The 25508-nt window shown below is 38.2% G+C and carries 21 protein-coding genes; all 21 read right to left on the reverse strand.

What is annotated here, in order from left to right:
* Positions 1–12: 12 nt before the first annotated feature.
* On the reverse strand, positions 13–2763 hold the full coding sequence (locus BLR54_RS02295; protein ID WP_242871185.1) for a DNA translocase FtsK: 2751 nt from the start codon (positions 2761–2763) through the stop codon (positions 13–15).
* 78 nt (positions 2764–2841) lie between these two features.
* Positions 2842–4290, reverse strand: coding sequence for a glycogen synthase (locus BLR54_RS02300; protein WP_090416598.1), 1449 nt, complete (start codon positions 4288–4290; stop codon positions 2842–2844).
* A 57-nt stretch (positions 4291–4347) separates the two neighbouring features.
* Complete coding sequence (locus BLR54_RS02305; RefSeq protein ID WP_090416599.1) at positions 4348–5076, reverse strand: YebC/PmpR family DNA-binding transcriptional regulator; 729 nt, start codon at positions 5074–5076, stop codon at positions 4348–4350.
* A 61-nt stretch (positions 5077–5137) separates the two neighbouring features.
* Positions 5138–6022, reverse strand: coding sequence for a hemolysin family protein (locus BLR54_RS02310; protein WP_090416600.1), 885 nt, complete (start codon positions 6020–6022; stop codon positions 5138–5140).
* Positions 6023–6107: 85 nt separating this feature from the next.
* The gene (locus tag BLR54_RS02315) at positions 6108–6851 is read right to left on the reverse strand and encodes a hypothetical protein (protein ID WP_090416601.1); all 744 of its coding nucleotides are present in this window, start codon (positions 6849–6851) and stop codon (positions 6108–6110) included.
* Between the two features lie 10 nt (positions 6852–6861).
* A complete protein-coding gene (locus BLR54_RS02320; RefSeq protein WP_090416602.1) occupies positions 6862–7494 on the reverse strand; it encodes a redox-sensing transcriptional repressor Rex in 633 nt (210 codons plus the stop codon).
* Positions 7495–7630: 136 nt separating this feature from the next.
* Positions 7631–9544: an ABC-F family ATP-binding cassette domain-containing protein gene (locus BLR54_RS02325; RefSeq protein ID WP_090416603.1), complete on the reverse strand. Its 1914-nt coding sequence runs from the start codon at positions 9542–9544 to the stop codon at positions 7631–7633.
* Positions 9545–9616: 72 nt separating this feature from the next.
* On the reverse strand, positions 9617–11698 hold the full coding sequence (locus tag BLR54_RS02330; protein ID WP_090416604.1) for a polyribonucleotide nucleotidyltransferase: 2082 nt from the start codon (positions 11696–11698) through the stop codon (positions 9617–9619).
* A 180-nt stretch (positions 11699–11878) separates the two neighbouring features.
* Entirely contained in the window at positions 11879–12145 is a 267-nt protein-coding gene (rpsO, locus tag BLR54_RS02335; RefSeq protein ID WP_090149654.1) for a 30S ribosomal protein S15, read from the reverse strand.
* A gap of 139 nt (positions 12146–12284) precedes the next feature.
* On the reverse strand, positions 12285–12878 hold the full coding sequence (locus BLR54_RS02340) for a DUF4340 domain-containing protein (protein WP_090416605.1): 594 nt from the start codon (positions 12876–12878) through the stop codon (positions 12285–12287).
* 67 nt (positions 12879–12945) lie between these two features.
* The gene (locus BLR54_RS02345; RefSeq protein ID WP_090416606.1) at positions 12946–14220 is read right to left on the reverse strand and encodes an adenylosuccinate synthase; all 1275 of its coding nucleotides are present in this window, start codon (positions 14218–14220) and stop codon (positions 12946–12948) included.
* Between the two features lie 24 nt (positions 14221–14244).
* Entirely contained in the window at positions 14245–15117 is an 873-nt protein-coding gene (locus BLR54_RS02350; protein ID WP_090416607.1) for a DegV family protein, read from the reverse strand.
* 431 nt (positions 15118–15548) lie between these two features.
* Complete coding sequence (gene groL, locus BLR54_RS02355) at positions 15549–17183, reverse strand: chaperonin GroEL (RefSeq protein WP_090416608.1); 1635 nt, start codon at positions 17181–17183, stop codon at positions 15549–15551.
* A 26-nt stretch (positions 17184–17209) separates the two neighbouring features.
* The gene (groES, locus tag BLR54_RS02360; RefSeq protein WP_028243785.1) at positions 17210–17494 is read right to left on the reverse strand and encodes a co-chaperone GroES; all 285 of its coding nucleotides are present in this window, start codon (positions 17492–17494) and stop codon (positions 17210–17212) included.
* Positions 17495–17651: 157 nt separating this feature from the next.
* Entirely contained in the window at positions 17652–18788 is a 1137-nt protein-coding gene (locus BLR54_RS02365) for an Mbeg1-like protein (RefSeq protein WP_090416609.1), read from the reverse strand.
* A gap of 8 nt (positions 18789–18796) precedes the next feature.
* Positions 18797–19525: a DUF308 domain-containing protein gene (locus BLR54_RS02370; RefSeq protein WP_090416610.1), complete on the reverse strand. Its 729-nt coding sequence runs from the start codon at positions 19523–19525 to the stop codon at positions 18797–18799.
* 16 nt (positions 19526–19541) lie between these two features.
* Complete coding sequence (locus BLR54_RS02375; RefSeq protein WP_090416611.1) at positions 19542–20186, reverse strand: CPBP family intramembrane glutamic endopeptidase; 645 nt, start codon at positions 20184–20186, stop codon at positions 19542–19544.
* Positions 20173–20826, reverse strand: a complete 654-nt coding sequence (locus tag BLR54_RS02380) for an HAD hydrolase-like protein (RefSeq protein ID WP_090416612.1) — start codon at positions 20824–20826, stop codon at positions 20173–20175. The genes BLR54_RS02375 and BLR54_RS02380 overlap by 14 nt, the downstream gene beginning before the upstream one ends.
* Positions 20827–23067 carry a DNA gyrase/topoisomerase IV subunit A gene (locus BLR54_RS02385; RefSeq protein ID WP_090416613.1) on the reverse strand — a complete coding sequence of 747 codons (2241 nt, stop codon included), beginning with the start codon at positions 23065–23067 and terminating at the stop codon, positions 20827–20829.
* A complete protein-coding gene (locus tag BLR54_RS02390) occupies positions 23060–24985 on the reverse strand; it encodes a DNA gyrase/topoisomerase IV subunit B (protein ID WP_090416614.1) in 1926 nt (641 codons plus the stop codon). The genes BLR54_RS02385 and BLR54_RS02390 overlap by 8 nt, the downstream gene beginning before the upstream one ends.
* An 80-nt stretch (positions 24986–25065) precedes the next feature.
* The gene (gene dut, locus BLR54_RS02395) at positions 25066–25503 is read right to left on the reverse strand and encodes a dUTP diphosphatase (RefSeq protein WP_090416615.1); all 438 of its coding nucleotides are present in this window, start codon (positions 25501–25503) and stop codon (positions 25066–25068) included.
* Positions 25504–25508 lie beyond the last annotated feature (5 nt).

A 25508-nucleotide genomic window follows, 5' to 3' on the forward strand; every position in this document is an offset into this window, starting at 1 on the left:
TAACTCCCTTACTTATGCATTAATTAGTTCTTCAAACTCTGAAATTGCCATGCGAATTTCTCTTGGCTTTGTTCCCATTTCTGGACCTACAACACCAGCTTCTGCCAGCTGATCCATAATACGGGCGGCTCTATTAAAGCCGATTCTGAAATTTCTTTGCAGATAACCAATAGACCCCTTTTGATTTTCTATGACAAGACGTCCTGCATCCTCAAACAGCGGATCCCTTGAATTATCAGGCTCCCCTGAGCTTATAGACCCAGAGACGTTCTCAGAGTTTTCAATATGTGTTTCAATTTCCGAATTATAATCAACCGCGTCATTGTTGTTCTTAAGGAACTCAACAACAGCGCTTACTTCGTCATCGCTAACAAATGCGCCCTGGACTCGAACAGGGTTAGACAAATATTGTGGAGCATAAAGCATGTCTCCATTTCCAAGTAGGTTTTCAGCACCGTTCTCATCAATAATTACACGAGAATCTGTACCATTTGAAACCTTAAAGGCAATACGTGAAGGAACATTTGCCTTAATAAGACTTGTAATAACATCAACAGTTGGTTTCTGTGTTGCAATTACAAGATGAATTCCCGCTGCTCTAGCTTTCTGTGCAAGACGAACAATGGAATCCTCCACATCCTGCTTTGCAACCATCATAAGGTCAGCAACCTCATCAAGGATAATTACAATCTGAGGCATCTTTTCACGCTTACCTTCAGGGAAATCCTCAGGCAATAAGTTATTTTCAACTTTTTCATTGAAGCCTTCTAGGTTTCGAACATTAGCTTGCTGCATAAGAGCATATCTATCATCCATTTCCTTAACAGCCCAATGTAAGGCTCCTGCTGCCTTCTTTGGATCTGTTACAACAGGAAGAAGAAGATGCGGAATACCATTGTAAACGGAAAGCTCTACAATCTTAGGATCAACCATTATCATTTTCACATCGTCTGGTGAAGCGTGATAAAGGATACTCATGATCATTGTATTAACGCATACGGACTTTCCTGAACCAGTAGCACCTGCAATAAGCAAGTGAGGCATCTTTTCTATATTTCCAACCATTACGGTTCCAGAGATATCCTTACCTACGCAGAAGGAAATTTTTGACTTTGCGCCCTTAAACTCCTTAGAGGAAACAAGTTCCTTGAAGCTTACCATAGATTTAACCTTATTAGGAATTTCAATTCCTATGGCAGATTTACCAGGGATTGGAGCCTCTATACGAAGATCAGTAACAGCCATATTAAGCTGTAAATCATTTTGAAGATTTACAACCTTATTTACTCTTGTGCCTTCAGCAATTGCTATCTCAAAACGAGTAACAGAAGGACCAAGTGTAACCTCTGTAACATTTGCCTTTACACCAAAATTTCCAAGCGTACGCTGGAGAGTATTTGCCTTTTCCGTTAGATATTCTTTAGAATCAGCACCAGTATTTTTAGCATCCTTTAATAAATTAAGTGGTGGATACTTATATGGTTTCTTTGGCTTTTTACTATCTGCATCAATAGAAGCCTGCATAGATGCTGAAGACGCCTCTATTTCATCAGCAGTAGAAACAGATGCTCTAGCCTTCTTAGGCGAAGCCGATGGGCTAGGTTCTTCAGGAATAGGTGCGCTTGTAACAGGAGCTGCCACCTCTGGTTCCATAGCTGCTGGTGCAGATGGAGTGTTAATAACAGGTGTCTTAAATACCATCTGATGATCAGCCTGCTCTTCTATAACTTCCGAAATGTCAATCTTTGGAAGTTCCTCAGAAGGAGTTTCAAAGCTATGTGAACTACGAGACTTTTTATCTGATGATCTAAGTCTATGGCGACTAGTTTTTGTAACTTCCATAGATTTCTCTTCACCAGATAAATTAAATCTAATCTCATTAATATCATCACTTGGTTCCATAGATTCTGCATAATCTGGAACCAGTGTTGTGTTTGAAGTAACACCAGAATGCTTTCTGTCTCGGCGATTACCATCAGTTTGCTGAAGCTGATGATACTCTAATTCTTTATCCTGTTGAATTTTATCAATAATAGCCTGTCTCTCAGGATTATATCTAACCTTATTGGCTTCACGTTCCATTAACTGACGTTCTCTACGCATTCTTCTTCTAGCGTTTGCTCTGTCAGCATGACGTCTTGAGGATTGTTGTACTCTATCAAAAGCAAATCTTTCGATAATAATAATGGTACAAACAATCATAACTATAACATCGATTAGATACGCACCAAATAAACCAAAGCTATCATATATACCAAATACTATTGCGCCTCCAACTAAGCCACCACCAATGTGATGTTCCTTTGCATATGAAAATGCATCTATTGGAAGCAATATATTTTGACCATTAATAAACAACTCTACAAAAGTTGTAAGGAAAATAAGCAAAACAAAACCGGCCACAATTTTTGCAACTGCAACCTTATTTCCATAATTTGAAATTATAAAAAACGCTGAAAAAGCAACCATAAATGGCAGAATATATTGGATTATACCAAATACGCCAAAAAGAAAATCTGCCACAGCATTACCAGCCATTCCACCAATACCAAAATTGCTTATGCATAAAAGAATACATGCAGCAATTGATGCCCAAAGCACAATTTCCTTAGAAGAATCCTCAAAAAATGGATCTTCAAATTCTACCTCTTGTTTTTTACTTCTAGTTGATTTAGCTTTAGTGGAAGTTTTGGTACTTTTACTGCGGGTATTTGACCTGCTATTTGAGTTTTTTCTAGAATTATTCTTCCCTTTTGTTGCCAAATTTAAAACCTCATTACACAATAATTATCATCAAAAAGAGAATAGAATTAACTATTCTCTTTTCTAGCATTATATTTATTAACCTATCAAATAGTTATAAATATTTTCGTATTTTTCTTTTTGTACAGCCCAAGAATAGTTCTTGTTCATGCCACGCTCAATCATCTTATTCCACTGAGCTTTTTTCTCAAAATAGATATACTTACTGTAATTGACTGTATTGAGAAGCTCATCTCCATTGTAGTTTGCAAAAGAGAAACCATCTCCAGTCTTAATATACTCATTATAAGCCTCTACAGTGTCCTTAAGACCACCTGTTTCACGAACGATAGGCACAGTACCATATCTAAATGAAATAAGCTGTGTTAAACCACATGGTTCGAATCTTGAAGGCATTAAGAAGGCATCTGCTGCCGCATAAAGTCTGTGAGCCATGGCATCATCATAACTAATGTTTGCAGAAATCTTCTCAGGATACTTCCATGCATAATGTCTAAACATGTTTTCGTATTTAGATTCACCAGTACCAATAACTACAAGCTGTGTAAAATCGTCTACGATACCTTCAATACAATAATTAATCAAATCAAGACCTTTTTGATCAGTAAGTCTTGATATAAGACCAATCATATACTTCTTAGGATCAACTTCTAAACCAAGCTCCTGCTGTAATTTAGTCTTGTTAATCTTTTTGTTCTTTCTAAAGTTAGAAATGTCGAAATTCTTATAGATTTTCGAATCGGTAGCTGGATTGTATACAGCATTATCTATACCGTTAACAATACCCTGCATATCATAATGACGAGCTCGAAGTAAACCGTCTAAGCCCTCACCGTAATATGGAGTCTGAATCTCATCACAGTAGTTAGATGAAACTGTTGTAATGTAGTCAGCATAAACTAAGCCGCCCTTAAGCATATTTCCACATTTCTTGTATTCAAGCTTGTCAGGAGTGAATAAATCTACTGGCAAACCAGAAATACCTGAAACTGTCTTTGTGTCCCACATACCCTGGAACTTAAGGTTATGGATAGTCATAACAGACTTCATGCCCCAGAAGAACTGGTCTCCCTGAAAATCAGTCTTAAGATATACAGGAATGAAACCTGTCTGCCAATCATGGCAGTGAATAAGATTTGGCTGAAAACCAATAAGTGGTAACATTGAAAGAACAGCCTTGTCAAAGAAAATAAACTTTTCTAAGTCCCATCTATCCTCTGAATAAGGATAAAAACAATCAAAATAGTCATGATTGTCTATAAAGTAAAAAGTAACACCATCTAATTCATACTCAAAAACACCAACATATTTTGTGCCCACAAGTGGCCCCATATTCATCTGAAAGCTAGTAAGGTATTTGAAATCCTTTTTATACTTTTCAGGAATGAATGTGTAATATGGCAAAACCACTCTAACATCAAAATAGTCCTTACAAAATTCCTTTGGTAATGCACCAACTACGTCAGCCAAACCTCCAGTTTTTACAAATGGTACACACTCGCTTGAAGCGAATAAAATTTTGTTCATTGTATTATCTTCCCCTTAAAATTTTTTATAACCCTTCCGCTGAACGGGACAAATCAATTACTCGTCCCAGTTATGGTAAACGTTTTGAACGTCATCATCTTCATCAAGAAGATCAAGAATCTTGTTGATCTTGTAGAGATCCTGCTCATCTGAAAGCTCTACATAAGTCTGAGGAATCATTGTAACCTCAGCATCTGCCATAGGAATGTTCTCAGCCTCAAGAGCTTCTCTTACTGCAGAGAAATCCTCTGGTGTTGTGTAGATTTCGAAGCAATCCTCTTCCTCAGAGAAATCTTCAGCACCTGCATCAAGAGCAACCATCATCAAATCATCTGCATCCATAGAGCACTCTTCTTTAGATACAATAATCTGTCCACGGTTATCAAACATAAATGATACACAACCAGGTGTACCGATGCTTCCGCCACCCTTTGTAAATGCGTTACGAACATTGGCAGCTGTACGGTTACGATTATCTGTAAGACAATCTACGATAATTGCAGTACCGTTAGGACCATATCCTTCGTATGTAACTGACTCGTAGTTAACAGCGTCAGCATTACCAGCAGCCTTCTTAATACCACTTTCGATTGTAGCGTTAGGCACGTTGTTTGCCTTTGCCTTTGCAATTACATCACGAAGCTTTGAATTATTATTAGGGTCTGGACCGCCTTCCTTAACTGCTACAGCAATCTCTCGACCAATTATTGTAAAAATCTTTCCCTTTGCAGCATCATTCTTCTCTTTTTTGTGCTTAATATTAGCAAATTTTGAATGTCCTGACATATAATTATTTACCTCTTTTCTTCAATCTAAATCTCAAAAAATTATATCAAAAACGAAGTTCTTATTCAACGTGGCTTTTCCTACGAACAAATACTTCACCAATAACCTTTTCTGAGACATTTTTTACATAAAATATAAAATTGTCGTCTTCCAGTTTGAAAGCAGACCCATCCTCAGGAATTTTTCCAAGTAAGGATATTAAATAGCCGTTTAAGGTTTCATAATCCTCAGACAGCTTCATATTAAGGATTTCCTCCACCTCTTCCAAAGTGGTGCTTCCATCCATAATGAAGGTATCTTCCGTTCTAACCTCTATTGAGGCTTCCTCTTCATCATGTTCATCCTCTATATTTCCTACAATCTCCTCTAAAATATCCTCTAGAGATAATATACCAGAAACCTGTCCATACTCATCCATTACGATTACCATATGGCGCTTCTTTGATTGCATTTTGGCAAAAAGAGTATTTATCCCATGGGTTTCGGGAACAAACTCAGCCACAGACATAAGATCCTGTAAGTCTAAAATCCTTAAATTATCAATATCCTTATCATAGTAAGTAAGAATATCCTTAATGTGTATGATACCGATAATATTATCCAAATCCTCTAGATAAACAGGATAACGACTCATATTGTTCTCATTAATAAAGGATATAGCCTCTCTAAGAGTCATATTGCCATCAATTGCAACGATATTCTTCCTGTGAGTCATAATATCTTTAACATCTGTATCTGAAAATTCAAAAATATTTTGAATCATTGCAGCCTCAGACGCCAATATATTACCATCTTCATGACCTTCATTTACAAGAGAAATTACGTCTTCCTCGGTAACATTCTCCTGTTTAGACTTTCTGTAAAGAATAATGATTGCAATAAGCTCAACGATAGCAATACAGCAAAGAAGAATAATTAAAATATAGGGATTCGACCCGTCGTCCATTAATAGCTCCTTTCCAAATGAAAATTATTATTAACAACATTATTTTACCATATGTAACAAAAAAAGACTAAGTATTATAAAATACTTAGTCCTCATTAGAGTCATTATTGTCGTCGGATCCTTTAGATTCCTTGGAAACTGCATCCAAATCAACATCTTCTAATTCTATGTTAGACAAATCAGCACCATTTTCACCATTGGAACCTTCTGGAGCTTCAGCTCTATCATCAGCAATTCCAATATAAAAATCACCATTTTGCATATCAAAAAGATTTAATACTTCCATGCCAAAAACATCGTGCATATAAGAATAAATCTCTTTATTGTTAATTTCTCTATTATGCTTTCTAATAACATTCTTTTTTAACTGGATTCTAACATCTTTAATCCAATTAGTAATTTCCTCAGCTTCATTGGAGTTTGTACGAAGCTTATCATAACAATAGTCCATGGTGGCCATCATAAGCTCTTTATTAACTTCGCTTGTTTGAGCAGGTAAATCCTTTTGCTCGTCCTCTGCTGCCGCAATACGCTCCTTACATTCTTCCAACAAACGTTTGTCATCATCAAGCTTTTTTGACACAAGATCAGATGTGCCCTCCATATTGGACATAACAGAGGCCATAAGATTTTCTTTAACTTTTTTAAGATCTTTGAGCTCTTTTTTTAGCTCAGCTTCTCTTTTGAGGAGCTCATTTTCCTTTGCTTCAAGCTCTTTAACATCATCAGGCTTTCCACCTAAAGCAAAAAGTCGGTGCCATTTTTGATCTAAAATAAGCATAGGTATTTTTATTTTAGAAATAGCACTTTGAAAATCATGATCTGACATAAAATACCACCTACTTTTTATGCTGAGTAATATTATATGACAACTGCATCAAACTATCTGAAAGATGTACATTTTCGATAACTACATCTGGAATATCATCCAAATCAACATGAGCAAAATTCCAAATAGCATGAACCCCTAAAGAAACAAGCTTTAAGGCTGTAGATTTTGCGTTAGCCTTTGGCAAGGTAAGTGCTGCAATCTCTACATCATTATTTTTAACGAAATCTGGCAGTTCGTCAAGCATTTGAATCGGAAGATCTCTAACCATCTTGCCTTTAAGCTCAGGATTGGTATCAAACAAACCAATGATCTTGAAACCAACTCGTTCAAATTTAACGTATCCAGCAATAGCTTGACCTAAGTTACCAGCGCCAATAACAATAACATTGTGAGTTTCATTTACTCCAAGGATATTGCCAATTTCATCGTGAAGATATGCCACATTATATCCATAACCCTGCTGACCAAAGCCACCAAAATTATTTAAATCCTGTCTAATTTGGGATGCAGTAACATGCATTCTTTTGCTTAAATCATTAGAAGAAATGCGTTCAACTCCATCATCAAGAAGCTCTCCTAAGTATCTATAATATCTAGGAAGTCTTCTAATTACTGCCTGCGAAATTTGTTTGTCCAAAATGTACGCCTCCTAAATTTACGGTTCTTATAAGCTGTTAAAAAGCCCACAAAAAATCCAACTAAAATAATTATAGATTTAGGCTATAACTTTGTCAACAAATTAACAATTTCGTTATAGCCTAATTAGAAGTCTTAAACTAAAGAGAGCTACTAACCTCTTCCCATTCCTGATATAGCTCTTCTAGTCTATCATTTATTTTGTTTTGTTCAGCCGTAAGCTCGTTTAACTTAGCTGAGTTTGTCATGTTTTCTGGCTTTACAAACTCCTCATCAATAGCAGCCTTTTTTGCTTCAAGTTTTTCAATTTCAGCTTCGATTTTATCTATGCGATTTTGAAGCTTTCTTTTTTCTGCTTCGATTCGCTTCTGTTCTTTAAAATCAAGCTTTGCAGCTGTTTCGGCTGATGTATTTGTAGATGAATTTGAAATATCACCTAGCCCATAAAGCTGCTCTTTTTTAGCAATGTAATCATCGTAATTTCCAAGATACTTCGTAAGCCCACCATCTGATAATTCAAGGATAGTGTTAGCAGTTTTATTAACAAAATATCTGTCATGACTTACATAAAGTAAGGTTCCATCATACTCATTCAAAGCCTCTTCAAGCATCTGCTTTGAATCCATATCTAAGTGGTTTGTAGGCTCATCCAAAATAAGCAAATTAGATTTTGAAAGCATAAGCTTAGCCAAAGAAACTCTTCCTCTTTCGCCACCGGATAAATCGCTAATACGTTTAAAAACATCATCCTCAGTAAACATAAAAGCTGCTAATGTATTTCTTACCTTTGTTTCTGTAAGAAATGGATAGGCATCATGCAGCTCACTAAAAACAGTGTTGGTTTCGGTGAGTCCCTGCTGTTCCTGATCATAATAACCAACAGTTACATTTGCACCGAATTTAATTTCACCAGTTTCGAAGTCAGTAAGACCATTGATGCATTTAAGGATGGTTGTTTTACCTGTACCATTATCACCTAGAATGGCTATTCTATCCCCCTTATGAACCTTAAAGGATAAATCCGTGAAAATATTTTTATCTTCATACGATTTGGTTACATGGGAGAAATCCAGTACATCCTTACCGCTTTCCTTTTCTATTTCAAGAGTAAGACGCATTTTTGGAGCCTCCTTGTCAGGAGCATCCATAACTTCCATCTTATCAAGAAGCTTTTTTCGGCTTTCGGCTCTCTTTATAGATTTTTCTCTATTATATGATTGTAGTTTTTCAATTACTGCTTTCTGATGCTCGATTTCCTTCTGCTGCTTTTCATAAGCATTGGTATAGGAAATCTGTGCAATTTCCTTCTGCGTTACAAATGCAGAATAATTACCAGTATACACGCTAGTTCTTCCATAGGATAAATCCACAACATGATCTGCTATTTTATCAAGGAAATATCTATCATGAGCAACAATTACAACCGCCCCCTTATAAGAAGAAAGATATCCTTCAAGCCACATGATTGACTTTAAATCCAAGTGGTTAATAGGCTCATCCAAAAGAAGTAAATCAGGAGTTGAAGCCAAAAGTCTACCAAGACTAACTCTTGTTTTTTGACCTCCAGAAAGCTCCTTCATGCTTTTTTCGAAATCTTCCTGCTCAAAACCCAATCCTTTAAGAATACCTACAGCTTCTGAACGAAATGTATAGCCGCCCTGCAAATCAAATTGATGCTGAAGCTTATGGTAATTATCCATAAAACTTGTCATTTCAGAAGGATCAAGGGAGCTCATTTGCATTTCCATTTCAGAAAGCTTCTTTTCCATGGAAAGCAAATCTTCTCTGGCACCAAGAACTGTATCAAGGATATTACTACCAAATGCATCTTCTTGATACTGAGCCAAATATCCCATTGTAGCATCCTTCTTTAAGGTGACTTCTCCATCATCAGCAGGTAATTCACCAATTATTATCTTAAGAAGTGTAGACTTGCCAGTTCCGTTATTGCCAACAATAGCAACCTTAGAGCCTTCATCTACTGTAAATGTAGCATCTTTAATTATACTATCCTCGCCAAAGGATTTATAAATATGAGAAACGTTTAATAACATAGTCTTTCCTTAAAAAATGCGCCTGACAAAACGCCAGGCGCATTAAAAATCTAGTTAATATTTCAGTTTGTTCTACTGAACATCCTTGATTGAGAAGCTAATGCGTCCCATCTTGTCCTTGCCAAGGCAAACAACCTTAACAGTATCTCCAAGTGTAAGAACATCCTCGACTCTGTCGATTCTTTCCTTAGCAATCTTAGAAATGTGAACCATTCCTTCCTTACCAGGAGCGAACTCGATAAATGCACCGAATTCCTTGATGCTTACGACCTTACCTGTGAGGATCTGATCCTTCTCAAAATCAGTAGTAATGATTTCAATCATTCTCTTTGCCTCATCCATCTTAGCAGCGTCTGTGCCACAGATAGAAACATTACCCTCATCAGTAATATCAATCTTAACATCGCATCTAGCAATGATTTCGTTGATTGTCTTACCACGCTGTCCTACAACATCACCAATCTTTTCTGGATCAATAGAAAGCTGGATAATCTTTGGAGCAAACTCACCAACCTGTGGACGTGGCTCAGCAATTGCCTTGCTCATGCAGTTGTCCATGATGAAGAATCTAGCTTCACGACAACGAGCGATAGCACCCTCAACGATTGGACGTGTAAGACCGTGAATCTTAATATCCATCTGGATAGCTGTGATTCCTTCCTTAGTACCAGTAACCTTGAAGTCCATGTCACCAAAGAAATCTTCAAGACCCTGAATATCTGTAAGAAGTACGAAATCGTCATCTGTATCGCCTGTAACAAGACCACAAGAAATACCAGCAACCATAGCCTTAAGCGGAACACCAGCAGCCATAAGTGACATACAAGATGCACATGTTGAAGCCATTGATGTAGATCCGTTTGACTCAAATGTCTCAGAAACGGCACGGATTGCATATGGGAACTCTTCAGGTGTTGGAAGTACAGGAAGAAGTGCTCTCTCTGCAAGTGCACCATGACCAATCTCACGACGTCCTGGCCCACGAGATGGCTTTGTCTCACCTACTGAATATGCAGGGAAGTTGTAGTGGTGCATATATCTCTTCTCTGTAACAAATGCATCAAGACCATCAATCTTCTGAGCCTCTGAAAGAGGTGCAAGTGTTACAACATCACAAATCTGTGTTTGACCACGTGTAAACATTGAAGAACCGTGTACACGAGGAATAATATCAACCTCAGCTGCAAGTGGTCTGATCTGGTCGAGCTGACGACCATCTGGACGCTTGTGATCCTTAAGAATCATCTTACGAACTGTCTTCTTCTCATACTGATAAATAGCTTCGCCAAGAACTGCAAGCCATTCTTCATTCTCTGCAAATGCTTCCTCAAGACGTGCAGTGATGTTGCGGATGTTCTCCTCGCGAACCTGCTTCTCATCTGTAAATACAGCTTCTTCCATCTCTGCTGGAGGAACGATTTCCTTCATCTTTGCAAAAAGCTCTTCTGGAATAGCACAAGATGTGTACTCATGCTTTGGTTTACCGCATTCCTTAACCATCTCGTCAATGAAAGCGATAATTGTCTGGTTAACATCGTGGCACTTGTAAATAGCCTCAATCATCTTATCCTCAGGGATGATGTTTGCGCCGGCCTCAATCATGATAACCTTTTCACGAGTTGATGCAACAGTAAGCTTAAGGTCTCCCTTATCCCACTGCTCCTGTGAAGGGTTAACGATTAACTCACCATTAACCATACCCATCTGTGTCATAGCACATGGGCCATCAAATGGAATATCAGAAATACATGTTGAAATTGCAGCACCAAGCATAGCAACAAGCTCTGGACGGCACTGTGGATCAACAGCCATAACCATATTGTTGAGTGTAACGTCGTTACGATAATCCTTTGGGAAAAGTGGACGCATTGGTCTATCAATTACACGCGATGTAAGAACTGCGTTCTCAGATGCCTTTCCCTCTCTCTTATTGAAACCACCAGGAATCTTACCTACTGCATATGTCTTCTCTTCGAACTCTACTGAAAGTGGGAAGAAATCGATTCCATCACGTGGCTTATCAGATGCTGTAGCAGTTGAAAGAACTGTTGTATCACCATACTGAATAAATGCTGCACCATTAGCCTGTGCTGCAACTCTGCCGATATCTACACGAAGTGTTCTACCAGCTAAATCCATTGTAAATGTCTTCATGGTTTTCTCCTTATAAACTTAAATTATATTAAGCTCTAACCCGAAACTACTGAAAATGAAGCGAACTTCTAAAACCTCGACTCATTATGAGTCCTTCGCTAACAAATTCAGTGGCTTCGGATTGGGCTCGAAAACTAAATCATAGAAAAATGAGCGGAGAATACACTCCGCTCTTATAGATTACTTTCTTAAGCCAAGACGCTCAATAATTGAACGATATCTCTCAATATCAGTGTTCTTAAGGTATGCAAGAAGGTTTCTTCTCTTACCAACCATCTTCATCATACCACGACGTGAATGATGATCACCTGGGTTAGCCTTAAGATGCTCTGTAAGCTCTGAAATACGAGCTGTAAGAACTGCAATCTGAACCTCTGGAGAACCTGTGTCACCAGCTGTTCTAGCGTACTCATTGATAATCTGCTGCTTCTTCTCTTTTGTAATCATTTTAATTACCTCCTATAAAAACTATTAATATGCCATAACTAAGGAAAAGGTCGGAGTGTCCTAAACCTGAGTTACAGTAAAATCATACCTTAGTATAATATCACAGGGATTTAAATCTGTAAATAATTAAATAAAATGTCTATCGTTTAATTAAATCCTCAAGTTTATAATGTAAAACATTACCAAGTTTGCCACCATTGACATAGATTGTGGAATAATCATAATTTACCGCGTAATACAACTCTCCTGTCTTCTCATCCACATTCCCAAAAGAAATAAAAATCGAGGAATCCGAAGAGTCTGTAATTATTGCAACTGGCGACTCTTTGACAAGACCATATTTCTCAGGGTCTTCCCCTTCTATTACGTCAATATATTTAACATCTGAAAGATAATTAAGTACATAATCGATTCTTTTTTCATCTATCTTAATATTAGGATTATCTGTATATTCCCAACCCTCGCCCTTTTTTGAGAAATTTAAAACTACATCATCTTCATCCGTCATAGAAAAAGTGTAAATTTCCTCTTTAGGCATAAGAATTATGTTATTTCCCGAGTCGTCTTCTAAGCTTTTTTCATCTAATACTTTTGCCGGATCTTCTGAGTCTCCAAAAAGATTGCTTCCAATGTCACCGAACAAGGTTCCAAGAATAATAAAACCAAAGGCAACAACCAGAATTATAATAAATACAGCAATCTTAAACCCCTTTGATTTAAATGTCTCCCCCATAACTCAACTCCTTTATTTTAAATAAAAAAATTGCTTTACAAATATATTGTAAAGCAATTTTAAAATATTATCTATAGATTATATCATCTCTACCTGGTCCGTTTGAAACCATAGTAATTGGAAATCCAATTTCCTTTTCAATAAACTCGATATACTTGCGACAATTCTCAGGTAAGTCTTCATACTTCTTAATGCCACGAATATCGCATTTCCAACCTGGAAGTGTCTTAAGAACAGGCTTTGCCTTCTCAAGCTTTGATGTAACTGGGAAGTCTGTTGTAACCTCTCCATCAATTTCATAACCTACACAAACAGGGATTTCATCAAGATATCCAAGGACATCCACTACTGTGAAAGCTACATCTGTTGTACCCTGCATTCTGCAGCCATACTTTGATGCAACGCAGTCAAACCATCCCATTCGACGTGGACGACCTGTTGTAGCACCAAATTCGCCACCGTCTCCACCACGACGTCTAAGCTCATCTGCTTCATCACCAAAGATTTCTGAAACAAATGCGCCGGCACCTACTGCAGAAGAATATGCCTTACATACAGTAACAACCTGCTTAAGCTCCTGAGCTGGAATACCAGCACCAATACAACCGTAAGGAGCAAGTGTTGAAGATGATGTAACCATAGGGTAGATACCGTGATCCGGATCTTTAAGTGTTCCAAGCTGTCCTTCAAGAAGGATTGTTTTATTTTCCTTAATTGCATTCCAAAGATATGCTGAAGTATCGCATACATATGGAGCAATCATATCTCTGTATTCGTGTAATGTATCAAGAAGCTCTTCTGGTGTAAGAAGTGGCTTATGATACAAATGCTCTAAAAGAACATTTTTCTGGTCACAGGTACGAACTACCTTTTCCTTAAGAAGCTCTTCATCGAAAAGTTCCTGAACCTGATAACCAATCTTTGCATATTTATCTGAGTAGAAAGGAGCGATACCACTCTTTGTGGAACCAAAGGATGCTTTTCCTAAACGCTCTTCTTCGTACTGATCAAAAAGGATATGGTATGGCATAACAATTTGTGCACGATCAGACACTAAAATGTTTGGCTTTGGAACTCCCTTCTCAACGATGGAGTTAATCTCTTTAATAAGAATAGGAATATTAAGAGCAACACCATTGCCAATAATACTTGTAGTGTGATTATAGAATACACCTGAAGGTAAAGTGTGAAGTGCGAACTTACCATAGTTGTTAACTATTGTATGACCTGCGTTTGCTCCACCTTGGAAACGAACTATAATGTCTGCGTCTGCAGCCATCATGTCAGTAATTTTTCCTTTGCCTTCGTCGCCCCAATTGGCGCCTACAACTGCTTTTACCATAACAATCCTCCTAAATGTTTAAGATTAATCTATATCAATCAGCTTCTTTGTGACGGTGCAAGCTAAAGCACCAGGGCCAATATGGCATGAAACTGATAATGATAACGGATCTATCCAAATCTCTTTACCAGGGAATTCTTGAAGCAGCTCTTCTTTAAACTTCTCAGCTGCCTCCTGGTTCTGAGTGTGAGCAATAGAAATTACAACTTCGTCTAAATTTTCAGTTTTGAGAACTTCTTTCATATCCTTCTTTAAGGCTTCAATCATTGTAACCTTTGCTGCCTTCATGGTACGAGCCATGCTATATTTATCAAGCTTCTGGCCATAGATAGAAAGAACTGGTTTAATCTTTAAAAGGGAGCCTATAGCTGCAACAGCAGGTGTAAGTCTACCACCCTTCTTAAGATATTCAAGTGTATCTACAGTGATGTAGATTGTAGATGCAGACTTAATTGACATAAGAGCATCGCAAATTTCTTGACCGCTCTTACCTTCATCAGCAAGCTTTTTAGCTTCTAAAGCAGAAAGCTTCTGAGTAACTGAAATGCGCTGATTATCTACTACTATGACTCTTCCATCATAGTCTTCAGAAAGCATCTTTGCAGTTGCACATGATGATGAAAGTCCTGAAGACATTGGAATGTATACTAATTCATCATAATCCTTGAGGATTCTATCCCAAGTATCCATAAGATTGCCTGTAATAGGCATTGATGTAGTGATTTCCCCACCCTGTGTAAGCTTCTCATAGAACTGATCCTGGGTTAAATCAATATCCTCATAATATAATTGTCCATCAATATAAAAAGGCATTGGCTCAACAAAGATTCCAAGCTCCTTGGACTCTGCTTGAGTAATGCCACTATTGCTATCTGTAAGTATTGCTACTTTGCTCATTTTATCACCTCATTTATTATTTGGTAAAACAAAAGCACCGAGGTTTATATTAACATAGTTGAGGTTTAATTGAAACCTTTAAAGCCAATAAAATCAAGATTTTTGGCGGTATTGAAAACTACGTGAGGTAGAGGATTAGGCCATCTAAGTATTGGGGGGTAAAATGAAATAGAAATTCCTGCTGTTAAACATGTATTCATATTTTCCGAGCTTTTCATGGTTTCTACTGACTAAATAAAATAGACATTCTTGTCTGCCTACACATATATTCGCATTTGGCTCCCTTCGGGACCCTATCAGTTGCTTTGCAACTGTAAATGCTCATACTTGTTTGACAGCCAAATCTTAATTTATAAAAAAATGAGGCCTCTTTTCCAAATAAATTTGGACAGAGACCTCATTTTTTTATAAATACGAATGTCTATTTTATTTTAATACATCCCACCCATGCCTGCACCAGCAGCTGCGGCAGCAGCTGCATCAGCAGCAGGATCTTTGATGTCAGCAACAACTGACTCTGTTGTAAGAAGTGTAGATGCAACAGATGCAGCATTCTGAAGAGCTGTTCTTGTAACCTTAACTGGATCAAGGATACCAGCCTTAACCATGTTTACATACTCTTCCTTGTATGCATCAAAGCCTACGCCATCTTCAGATTCACGTACCTTATTGATGATAACTGAGCCTTCAAGACCAGCGTTTGCAGCGATGTAGAAAAGAGGAGCCTCAAGAGCCTTAACAATAACGTTTGCACCTGTCTTCTCATCACCAGAAAGTGTATCGGCAAGCTCAGCAACCTTCTTCTGAACGTGGATGTAAGCAGATCCACCACCTGCGATGATACCTTCCTCTACAGCAGCACGTGTAGCATTAAGAGCATCTTCCATACGAAGCTTAGCTTCCTTCATTTCTGTTTCTGTAGCAGCACCTACGCGGATAACTGCAACACCACCTGCAAGCTTAGCAAGTCTTTCCTGAAGCTTTTCCTTATCAAACTCAGATGTTGTCTCGTCGATCTGTCCACGAATCTGAGCAACTCTTGACTCGATAGCAGCCTTATCTCCCATACCGTCAACAATAACAGTATTCTCTTTGTTTACCTTTACTGACTTAGCACGTCCAAGCTGATCAAGAGTAGCATCCTTAAGCTCAAGACCAACCTCTTCAGAGATTACCTGACCACCTGTAAGGATTGCGATATCCTGAAGCATCTCTTTACGTCTATCACCATAACCTGGAGCCTTAACAGCAACAACATTGAATGTTCCACGAAGCTTGTTAAGGATAAGTGTTGTAAGAGCCTCGCCCTCGATATCCTCTGCGATAATAAGAAGTCTAGCACCAGACTGTACAATCTGCTCAAGAACTGGAAGGAGCTCCTGAATGTTAGAAATCTTCTTGTCTGTAATAAGAATGTATGGATCATCAAGATTTGCTTCCATCTTGTCCATATCTGTGCACATGTAAGCTGAGATGTATCCTCTATCGAACTGCATACCTTCTACAAGGTCAAGCTCAGTCTGCATTGTCTTAGATTCCTCGATTGTGATAACACCATCGTTAGAAACCTTTTCCATAGCGTCAGCTACCATCTGCCCTACTTCGTCATCACCAGCAGAAATAGCAGCAACTCTTGCGATCTGCTCCTTGCCATCAACAGCCTTTGACATAGCTGAAATAGCCTCTGTTGCACAATCAACAGCCTTCTTCATACCCTTTCTAAGAACGATTGGGTTTGCACCTGCAGCAAGGTTCTTCATACCTTCCTTAACCATAGCCTGTGCTAAAACTGTAGCTGTAGTTGTACCATCACCTGCAACGTCATTTGTCTTTGTAGCAACTTCCTTAACAAGCTGTGCGCCCATGTTTTCAAAAGCATCATCAAGCTCAATATCCTTTGCGATAGTAACACCATCATTTGTGATAAGTGGAGCACCGTAAGACTTTGCAAGAACAACGTTACGTCCCTTAGGTCCGATTGTAACTCTAACTGTGTTTGCTAATTTATCAACACCTGCTTCTAAAGCCTGTCTAGCTTCAGCACCGTACTTAATCTCTTTTGCCATTTTTTTCTACCTCTTTTCCCAATTTATTATTCTACAACTGCAAGAATGTCATTCTGACGAACGATGATGTACTCTTCGCCCTCAAGCTTTACCTCTGTACCTGCGTACTTAGAATAGATAACCTTCTGACCTTCCTTAACCTGCATTGTGATTTCCTTACCATCTACAACCCCGCCAGGTCCAACAGCGATAACCATAGCCTCCTGTGGCTTTTCCTGAGCAGCTGATGCAAGGATGATTCCTGACTTTGTAGTCTCCTCTGCCTCACATTGTTTTAAAACAACTCTGTCTGTTAATGGAACTAACTTCATTTTATATTACCTCCTAAATTACTAATCATCTCATCTGTTAGCACTCTTTTATCTCGAGTGCTAACCACAAAAAGTATAATAGCATTCTAATGAAAAAGATTCAAGCCAAAACCGCAAGTAAATATCAAAAGAATGCTATAAGACTCTCTTTATTTTATTATTTTCTCACTATTGCATTTATTGGAAGCTTTGAAAGTATAGAATTCTTAAGACTATCGCCGCCAATCGTTGCAAGCTTTTTAAATACATCGATAATTAAAGCTTGGTTTTCAGGCTCAAGGGCCTGAATCTCTTTTGTTAAGCTTGCCAAGGTAAAGACCTTGTTAGATGTAATATGTGACATCTTATAAGCGCCTGAAGAAGCCAGTGATGCAAAAAATACATCTCCAAAGGCTGCCCTGGTTTCATAATCAAAATGAGTAATCCAGGTTTTAATTATTTCATCTATCATCTTTGATGATGCAACAACATCCTCTGCATAATCAAAATGGTTTCTAGATACATTCCAGCTTAACAAATCATGCTGAGCAATCCCCTTAGTATTGGTTTTAACAACACTTGTTTTTGCCTTACTGTACATCATCATTCCTACAATAGATTCATCTGGAATAAATCTATGTATCCGTTTAACAATAGTTTTGTACTCAGGCATTTTGAGAATCTCCGGAATAAATCCCGGCCCATCATGATTATAAATATCGATAATGATATCTTTTATGTGTGATTTAGAGAAAACACAACCATATATAGCAAAATTACCACCTTTAGAATGCCCGCCTACTCTTAGAGGCTTCATGGTACGTGAAAAATTACGATTGAGATATTCCACTGCCTTCAGCTGGCCTCCAGTACCTTCTGAAAAAGACATGTTGAAATCTTCCTTCCAACCGATAAGAGTATCATCTGTACCTCTAAAGGCAACATAAATTGTTCCATCTGGAAGATAAAAGGTACAAACTGCAAACTGGCTTTGAGTTTCAGCTTCGATTTCATTTACAAAACCGGCAAGCTTCATGCCGCCATAACGCTTAGAGCCAGCCATCTCACGCATCAAAAAAGGAGCATACTTAGTATGGGTAGCCATAGAAATAAGCTCCTCATCAGAATAGCGTTCAAAAAACAAATTGCAAGCATCTTCAATTGATATCTTTTCCTTTAGCCCTGGTCCGGGAACAATGCCATCAAAATTAGAGTACACAAGTTCACAAAGAACTGCACTGTCAACCTCATTGAAAGGATCTATATCAAAGGGCACGTCACCACGCCAGACTAAGTAATCTTGTAAATTTGCCATTTAGCTAATTAATCCTCAAAATACGAATCTGAATCAGATGTAGCATTACTTGAATAGTTTTCATAAACAGGTTCATCTTCAAAAATAGACTCACCAGCAACGGTCTGTCCCATTGGAGAATCCTCAACATTGCGATTGTAATTACGGTTAGCGTCTTTCTTATGACTACCTAATCCTATAACCATAAGAAGTAAGGATAAAATAGCCAAAGCCCCTGCACCGATAAGGTAAATGCATCCAACAAGGCTTCCCTCAAAGAACTTAATTGGGAATAAGAAGAAGTATACGCTTGCGGCAATAGTTGCGCCACCAAATACTAAGCAAAAAAGCCAAGACACTTTCTGAATGTGGAATAAAGCAAAAGATTGCTGAAGCATAATAGCTCCAAGCACAATACCAATTAGACATACAAGTCCATCAATAAAGCCTGAAACCATATTCGCATTAAAGATAGATAAAGCGCCAATTATAACTAAAATTACGCCCATGGTGAATCCATAGTTAGTAATTCTAATGTATTCATGATGAAAGAAGTATTTAATCATGTACCAAGCGCCAAAACATATAAAAAGAATGCCAACACTAAGTACAGAGTATGAATAAACAAGGCTAGCAATAAATTTTGTATCTAAAACTAACATACAAATTCCTAATGCTAACATTGCAATTGAGGTAACAACATGTGCTACAAGTGCCACCTTTGAATCTTTAATTTCTTCGTTATTAGTTTTTGTCATGATTCCCTCCAATTATTTAGTAACTAAGCATAATTACTAATAGATTTAATAATCCATGGGTCAGTATGCAAAGAACAATTCTCTTGTTTTTCACATACATAAGCCCAAGCAAAATACCAATAATTAATGCATAAATAAATTGTACTATATTATTATGCATAATACCAAAACAAATTGAAGATAATACCACAGCAGGCCACATTCCGTACCATAAATACAGCTGACCTGCAACGATCCCTCGAATTAACAGTTCTTCTAAAATAGGAATTACAATAGCATTGCAAAGTATTTTAACTACTAGACTTCCATCCGACAAAGTCTCACTTGCCCGCTCAAATCCATCTGAATAATCTAATAAACCACTTTGAGTTATAACAAAATTTAACATCAAGCCTATTGTAACGACTGTCACCACCCAAAGACCACAGAAGAACCATTCTTTGCGAGTTTCTATTGGCTTTGGTATAGGCTTTGGAACCGTTTTGTAAATAATATACATTGGAATTATGCAAATAGTGCCTGCTATAAGCAGACACATAAGCTTTCCTAACTTGTCTCCGTATGAATCAATTAAGAGTCCAACTCCCAATTGATATAATACGAAATAAACAAGTAATGGATATATAATTTGTACTACGCGATTAAACTTAATTTGACGCAATGTAATCTAACACCTCATCTGGATAATCAACTACAGCAATTGCAGAATGCTCTTCCATTTCCTGTCTAGTACCAGAGCCCCAGGTAATACCTAAGCAATCGATACCAGCATTATTGGCACCAATACAATCAAACTTTGTATCACCAATAAGAACTGTCTCATCCTTTTGATGCCATGGAGCACGCTTAAAGCAAAGCTCAATAACCTCTGCCTTTGTATCGATTTTTGCATCTAAAGTAGCTCCACAAATATCAGTAAAATATTTGTCGATTCCAACAGACTCAAGAATCTTTCTGGCGGTAGGTTCTGGCTTTGAAGTGCATACGAATAAGCAATAGCCCCTCTTAACCAAGGCTTCTAAAAGTCCTTCTACTCCCTCAAAAACCTCTACATCCAAGCAGCCATTTTCTTTATCATACAAATGACGGTAATAGGCTACCGCATCCTTAAAATCCTCATCCTTTACATGAAGATAATTGGGAAAAGAATATGTAAAAGGAGGCCCTACACATTTGCGGAAGGTTTCATAATCAGGACATTCGTACCCAAATTTATCAAGAGTCTTTTTTAGACATCCAATAATACTAGGAGCAGAATCAATCAAAGTTCCGTCTAAATCAAAATATACATTTTTAATCATTTACTTCTTAACTCCCTTTGTATCTCTAGAACCAACATGAAGTCGATTCAAAGCTACTGTCTTATCTTTAACCTTAATTTCAAGGTTTTCACCTTCACCAATTACATGAATATCGACAAGTTCATCGCCCTTAGCAAGCTTAATTCCTCTAACACCAACGGCAGTCTTCTTCTTTTCTGGAATTGTAGCTCCATCAATTCTAAGGAACATATCCTTTGCCGACTGCATTACTACTGTAGAGCCTTCCTCAAGAAGCTTAACACAGATTACTTCATCACCATCGTTAAGTTTTGTTGCTGCAATAAGCTTTCTAGAAACATCAAACTCACTACCAGCTACAACCTTAATCATAGCCTGCTTAGTACCAAATACTAACTTCTTAGAAACAATGTGTTCCATTGAATCTGCAAGCAAGAGATTTTCCTTTGTAAGGTCAATCTTCGAGCCTTTTTCAGCAGTATCTATAGGCTGACCCTTATCTCTAAACTTACCAAATGGTAAACTCAATACCTTAATGGTGTGCATGTCACCCTTATTGGTAAACAAACAAATCTTGTCAGTATTTTTACAGAATACAATCTTTTTGCACTCAGCATCAGCAGCCTCTTTATTACGCTCATAGGTTGGCATATCAACAACTCTTGCATAAGCAAATCTATCAATAAGAACCGCAACATCAATAACCTCGATAGGCTTCTCTTCTACAACAGCCTCCTCCACGTTATCGATAACTGTACGACGATCTCTAGCATATTCCTTTTTAATAGCCTGAAGGTCTTTGATAATAACCTTTGCCATTTCAGCCTTAGAACCAAGAATCTTTGTATAGCGAGCAATCTTTTCTAAAGTCTCATCATACTCAGCCTTAAGTGCCTCAATTTCGAGACCAATCAAACGATGAAGTCTCATATCAAGGATAGCTTGAGCCTGACGGTCAGTAAACCTAAGCTCCTCAGCTGCTGCCTTTGAAGCCTGTGATTTAAACTTAATTCCAGCGGTAACACCATCTACAAGACATGCCTTAGCCTGCTTAACATCCTTTGAACCTCTAAGGATTTCGATAATAAGGTCAATAACATCACAAGCCTTGATTAAGCCTTCCTGAATTTCCTTTTTATCCTGCTCCTTGCCAAGCAAGTGAGTGTACTTTCTTGTGCAAAGCTCATACTGGAAGTTTACGTGATGTCTGATAATTGGCACGATACCAAGAGTTTCTGGCTTTCCATCAGCTACAGCAAGCATATTTACACCGAACGTATCCTCAAGACGAGTCTTTTTATATAAAAGATTAAGTACATTCTGAGCATCAGCGCCCTTACGAAGCTCAACGATGATTCTCATTCCATCCTTTGAAGACTGGTTGGAAATATCAGTAATATCATTTGTCTTTTTGGTCTCAACAAGCTGATAAATATCGTTAAGGAACTTTCCAATATTGGCACCAATCATAGGATATGGAATTTCGCTAATTACGATCTGTTCCTTACCACCCTTAATCTTTTCGATTTCAGCCTTACCACGAATCTTGATTTTACCAACACCAGTTGAGTAAATCTCAAGCAAATCATCCTTATTAGTGACAATACCACCAGTAGGGAAATCTGGCCCTGGGATGATTTCCATCATCTCAGCTGTGTTGATATCAGGATTTTTCATGTAGGCAATAACACCGTCAACAACCTCACCAAGATTGTGTTGAGGAATAGATGTAACCATACCAACTGCGATACCGTCTGAACCATTGATAAGCAAGTTTGGAACACGTACCGGAAGAACCTCAGGCTCCTTTTCAGTCTCATCATAGTTAGGAACAAAATCCACAACATTTTTGTCCAAGTCTCCAAGGTAAACCTCCTGGGCTACCTTTGCAAGACGAGCCTCAGTGTAACGCATAGCAGCAGCCCCATCACCTTCGATGGAACCAAAGTTACCGTGGCCATCCACAAGCGGAAGGCTCTTCTTGAAATCCTGACTCATTACAACGAGGGCTTCATAAATTGAGCTATCACCGTGTGGATGATATTTACCCATTGTATCACCTACGATACGAGCTGATTTCTTATATGGTTTATTGTAATCTACCTTCAACTCGTACATGTCGTAAAGAGTACGACGCTGTACAGGCTTAAGACCATCTCTAACATCTGGAACTGCACGGGCAAGAATAACAGACATTGAGTAGTCAATGAAGGATTTTTGCATTATCTCAGAATACTCTGTACGAATAATTTCACTAGGCATCTATTTCAGCCTCCTTAGCGTGTTTGTATATAAATTCCTTACGAGGTGCAACGTCGCTTCCCATTAAAAGTTCAGTAACCTCAGAAGCCATAAGCGCATCTTCAATTTCCACCAGCTTAAGCTTACGACGCTCAGGATCAAGTGTTGTTTCCCAAAGCTGATCCTTATCCATCTCACCTAAACCTTTGTATCGCTGAAGAGTAAATGATTTTCCTTCCATCTTCTTACGATACTTTTCAAGGGCAACATCATCATAAAGGTATTCTTCCTCCCCCTTTGATGGAATTGCTTTGTAAAGAGGTGGCATAGCAATATAAACATGACCTTCCTTAATAAGCTCTGGCATGAATCTATAGAAGAAGGTTAAAAGAAGTGTGCTGATATGAGCACCGTCCACATCGGCATCGGCCATAATAACAATCTTGTCATAGCGAAGCTTTGAAATATCAAAATCGTTACCATAACCCTCTGAGAAACCACAACCAAAGGCATTGATAAGTGTTTTGATTTCAGCGTTTGCTAAAACCTTATCCATTGAAGCCTTTTCAACGTTAAGAATCTTACCACGGATTGGCATAATAGCCTGATACATACGATTTCTAGCCATCTTAGCAGAACCACCTGCTGAATCTCCCTCTACGATGAAGATTTCACATTTGCTGGCATCTCTAGACTCACAGTTAGCAAGCTTACCATTCTGGTCAAAAGAAAACTTCTGCTTTGTAAGAAGGTTTGTCTTTGCTTTCTCTTCGGATTTACGAATCTTAGCACTCTTTTCAGCGCATGAAATAATTGCTTTTAAGGTTTCAAGGTTTCTATCGAAGAAAAGGACAAACTCGTCCTGGCACACCTTTTGAGTTGCCTTTGAGGCATCTGGATTATCAAGCTTTGTCTTTGTCTGACCTTCAAATCGTGGATCTGGATGCTTGATTGATACAATTGCTGTAATACCATTTCTAACATCTGCACCTGTAAAGTTTGCATCCTTTTCCTTAAGGATTCCAAGCTCTCTGGCATAGTTATTAATGACTGTAGTAAGTACAGTCTTAAAACCTGTAATATGTGTACCACCCTCAGAGTTGTAAATATTATTACAGAAACCAAGAATGTTTTCTTTGAATTCGTTGCAGTACTGGAAAGCAACCTCAAGCTCTACATCATCTGATTTACCAGTAAAATAAACCACGTCGTGAAGAGTCTCTGCGGACTTATTAATTTCCTTAACAAAGCCTCTGATTCCCTCTGGCTCATGATAGGTAACATAATCTGGCTCTTCTCCACGAAGATCTGCATAGTTAATAGTCAAACCTGGATTAAGATATGCTGTTTCATGAAGACGAGACTTAAGATCATCTTCCTTGAAATAAGTCTTTTCAAAGATTTCTGGGTCTGGTAAGAAATTAATCTTTGTACCGTGTTTATTTGTCTTTGCTACCTTTGGAAGCAAACCATCAACAAGCTTTTCTGTAGGTACACCTCTCTCATATCTATCATGATGAACGAATCCCTCTCTAGAAATGTCTACCACCATGTATTCAGACAAGGCATTAACAACTGAAGAACCTACACCATGTAAACCACCGGAAGTCTTGTAAACGCTATCGTCAAACTTACCACCAGCATGAAGGGTAGAAAAAACAAGACGTGCAGCAGGAAGTCCCTTCGCGTGCATACCAACTGGAATTCCTCGACCATTATCTTCTACAGTACAGCTGCCATCCTTCTCAAGTGTGACATAAATAGTGTCACACTCTCCTGCAAGATGTTCGTCTACAGAGTTATCTACAATTTCGTATATAAGATGGTTAAGACCTTTTCTAGAGGTAGAACCTATATACATACCAGGGCGCTTTCTAACCGCCTCAAGTCCCTCTAAAACAGCAATACTGCTTTCATCATAGGTAACCTTTTTTGCCATAATAATTACTCTCTTTCAAATATACTTTATAAAACCACGAAAAGGCGTCTGGTTTACTCCAGGCGCCAATTTGTTATGATTTAATGTTTTCCTGTGGAGCCAAAACCACCTGCGCCCCTAACAGTATCTGTAAGCTCGGAAACTTCTGAAAACTCTACAGAAAGGAATGGTACAACCACAAGTTGTGCAATCTTTTCTGCTGGAGTTACAACTCTCTCAATCTGGCTATCATTATGGAGAGCTACCTTAACCTCTCCTCTGTAATCTGAATCTACAACGCCAACACAGTTAGCAGGTCTAAGACCTTCCTTTGCTGATAATCCGGATCTGGCGAAAACCCCACCAAAATATCCTTCAGGGATTTCCATTGCAAGGCCTGTTCCAATCATAAGAGTCTCATGTGGAGCGATTCTAACCTCCTCAGAGATGTCTGCAAATAAATCGTAACCTGCAGCGTACTCAGAGCCTCTTTCTGGAAGCTTAGCAGAAGGAGTAAGCTTAGTAATATTAATATTCATGTATA

The sequence above is a fragment of the Pseudobutyrivibrio sp. YE44 genome, assembly GCF_900104335.1.
GTDB lineage: Bacteria > Bacillota > Clostridia > Lachnospirales > Lachnospiraceae > Pseudobutyrivibrio.

Excerpts from the sequence above, each read along its gene's own strand:
- BLR54_RS02300 (WP_090416598.1), bottom strand. The coding sequence starts at position 4,290 with ATGAACAAAATTTTATTCGCTTCAAGCGAGTGTGTACCATTTGTAAAA.
- BLR54_RS02305 (WP_090416599.1), bottom strand. The coding sequence starts at position 5,076 with ATGTCAGGACATTCAAAATTTGCTAATATTAAGCACAAAAAAGAGAAG.
- BLR54_RS02310 (WP_090416600.1), bottom strand. The coding sequence starts at position 6,022 with ATGGACGACGGGTCGAATCCCTATATTTTAATTATTCTTCTTTGCTGT.
- BLR54_RS02315 (WP_090416601.1), bottom strand. The coding sequence starts at position 6,851 with ATGTCAGATCATGATTTTCAAAGTGCTATTTCTAAAATAAAAATACCT.
- BLR54_RS02325 (WP_090416603.1), bottom strand. The coding sequence starts at position 9,544 with ATGTTATTAAACGTTTCTCATATTTATAAATCCTTTGGCGAGGATAGT.
- BLR54_RS02330 (WP_090416604.1), bottom strand. The coding sequence starts at position 11,698 with ATGAAGACATTTACAATGGATTTAGCTGGTAGAACACTTCGTGTAGAT.
- rpsO (WP_090149654.1), bottom strand. The coding sequence starts at position 12,145 with ATGATTACAAAAGAGAAGAAGCAGCAGATTATCAATGAGTACGCTAGA.
- BLR54_RS02340 (WP_090416605.1), bottom strand. The coding sequence starts at position 12,878 with ATGGGGGAGACATTTAAATCAAAGGGGTTTAAGATTGCTGTATTTATT.
- BLR54_RS02345 (WP_090416606.1), bottom strand. The coding sequence starts at position 14,220 with ATGGTAAAAGCAGTTGTAGGCGCCAATTGGGGCGACGAAGGCAAAGGA.
- BLR54_RS02350 (WP_090416607.1), bottom strand. The coding sequence starts at position 15,117 with ATGAGCAAAGTAGCAATACTTACAGATAGCAATAGTGGCATTACTCAA.
- groL (WP_090416608.1), bottom strand. The coding sequence starts at position 17,183 with ATGGCAAAAGAGATTAAGTACGGTGCTGAAGCTAGACAGGCTTTAGAA.
- groES (WP_028243785.1), bottom strand. The coding sequence starts at position 17,494 with ATGAAGTTAGTTCCATTAACAGACAGAGTTGTTTTAAAACAATGTGAG.
- BLR54_RS02365 (WP_090416609.1), bottom strand. The coding sequence starts at position 18,788 with ATGGCAAATTTACAAGATTACTTAGTCTGGCGTGGTGACGTGCCCTTT.
- BLR54_RS02370 (WP_090416610.1), bottom strand. The coding sequence starts at position 19,525 with ATGACAAAAACTAATAACGAAGAAATTAAAGATTCAAAGGTGGCACTT.
- BLR54_RS02380 (WP_090416612.1), bottom strand. The coding sequence starts at position 20,826 with ATGATTAAAAATGTATATTTTGATTTAGACGGAACTTTGATTGATTCT.
- BLR54_RS02385 (WP_090416613.1), bottom strand. The coding sequence starts at position 23,067 with ATGCCTAGTGAAATTATTCGTACAGAGTATTCTGAGATAATGCAAAAA.
- BLR54_RS02390 (WP_090416614.1), bottom strand. The coding sequence starts at position 24,985 with ATGGCAAAAAAGGTTACCTATGATGAAAGCAGTATTGCTGTTTTAGAG.
- dut (WP_090416615.1), bottom strand. The coding sequence starts at position 25,503 with ATGAATATTAATATTACTAAGCTTACTCCTTCTGCTAAGCTTCCAGAA.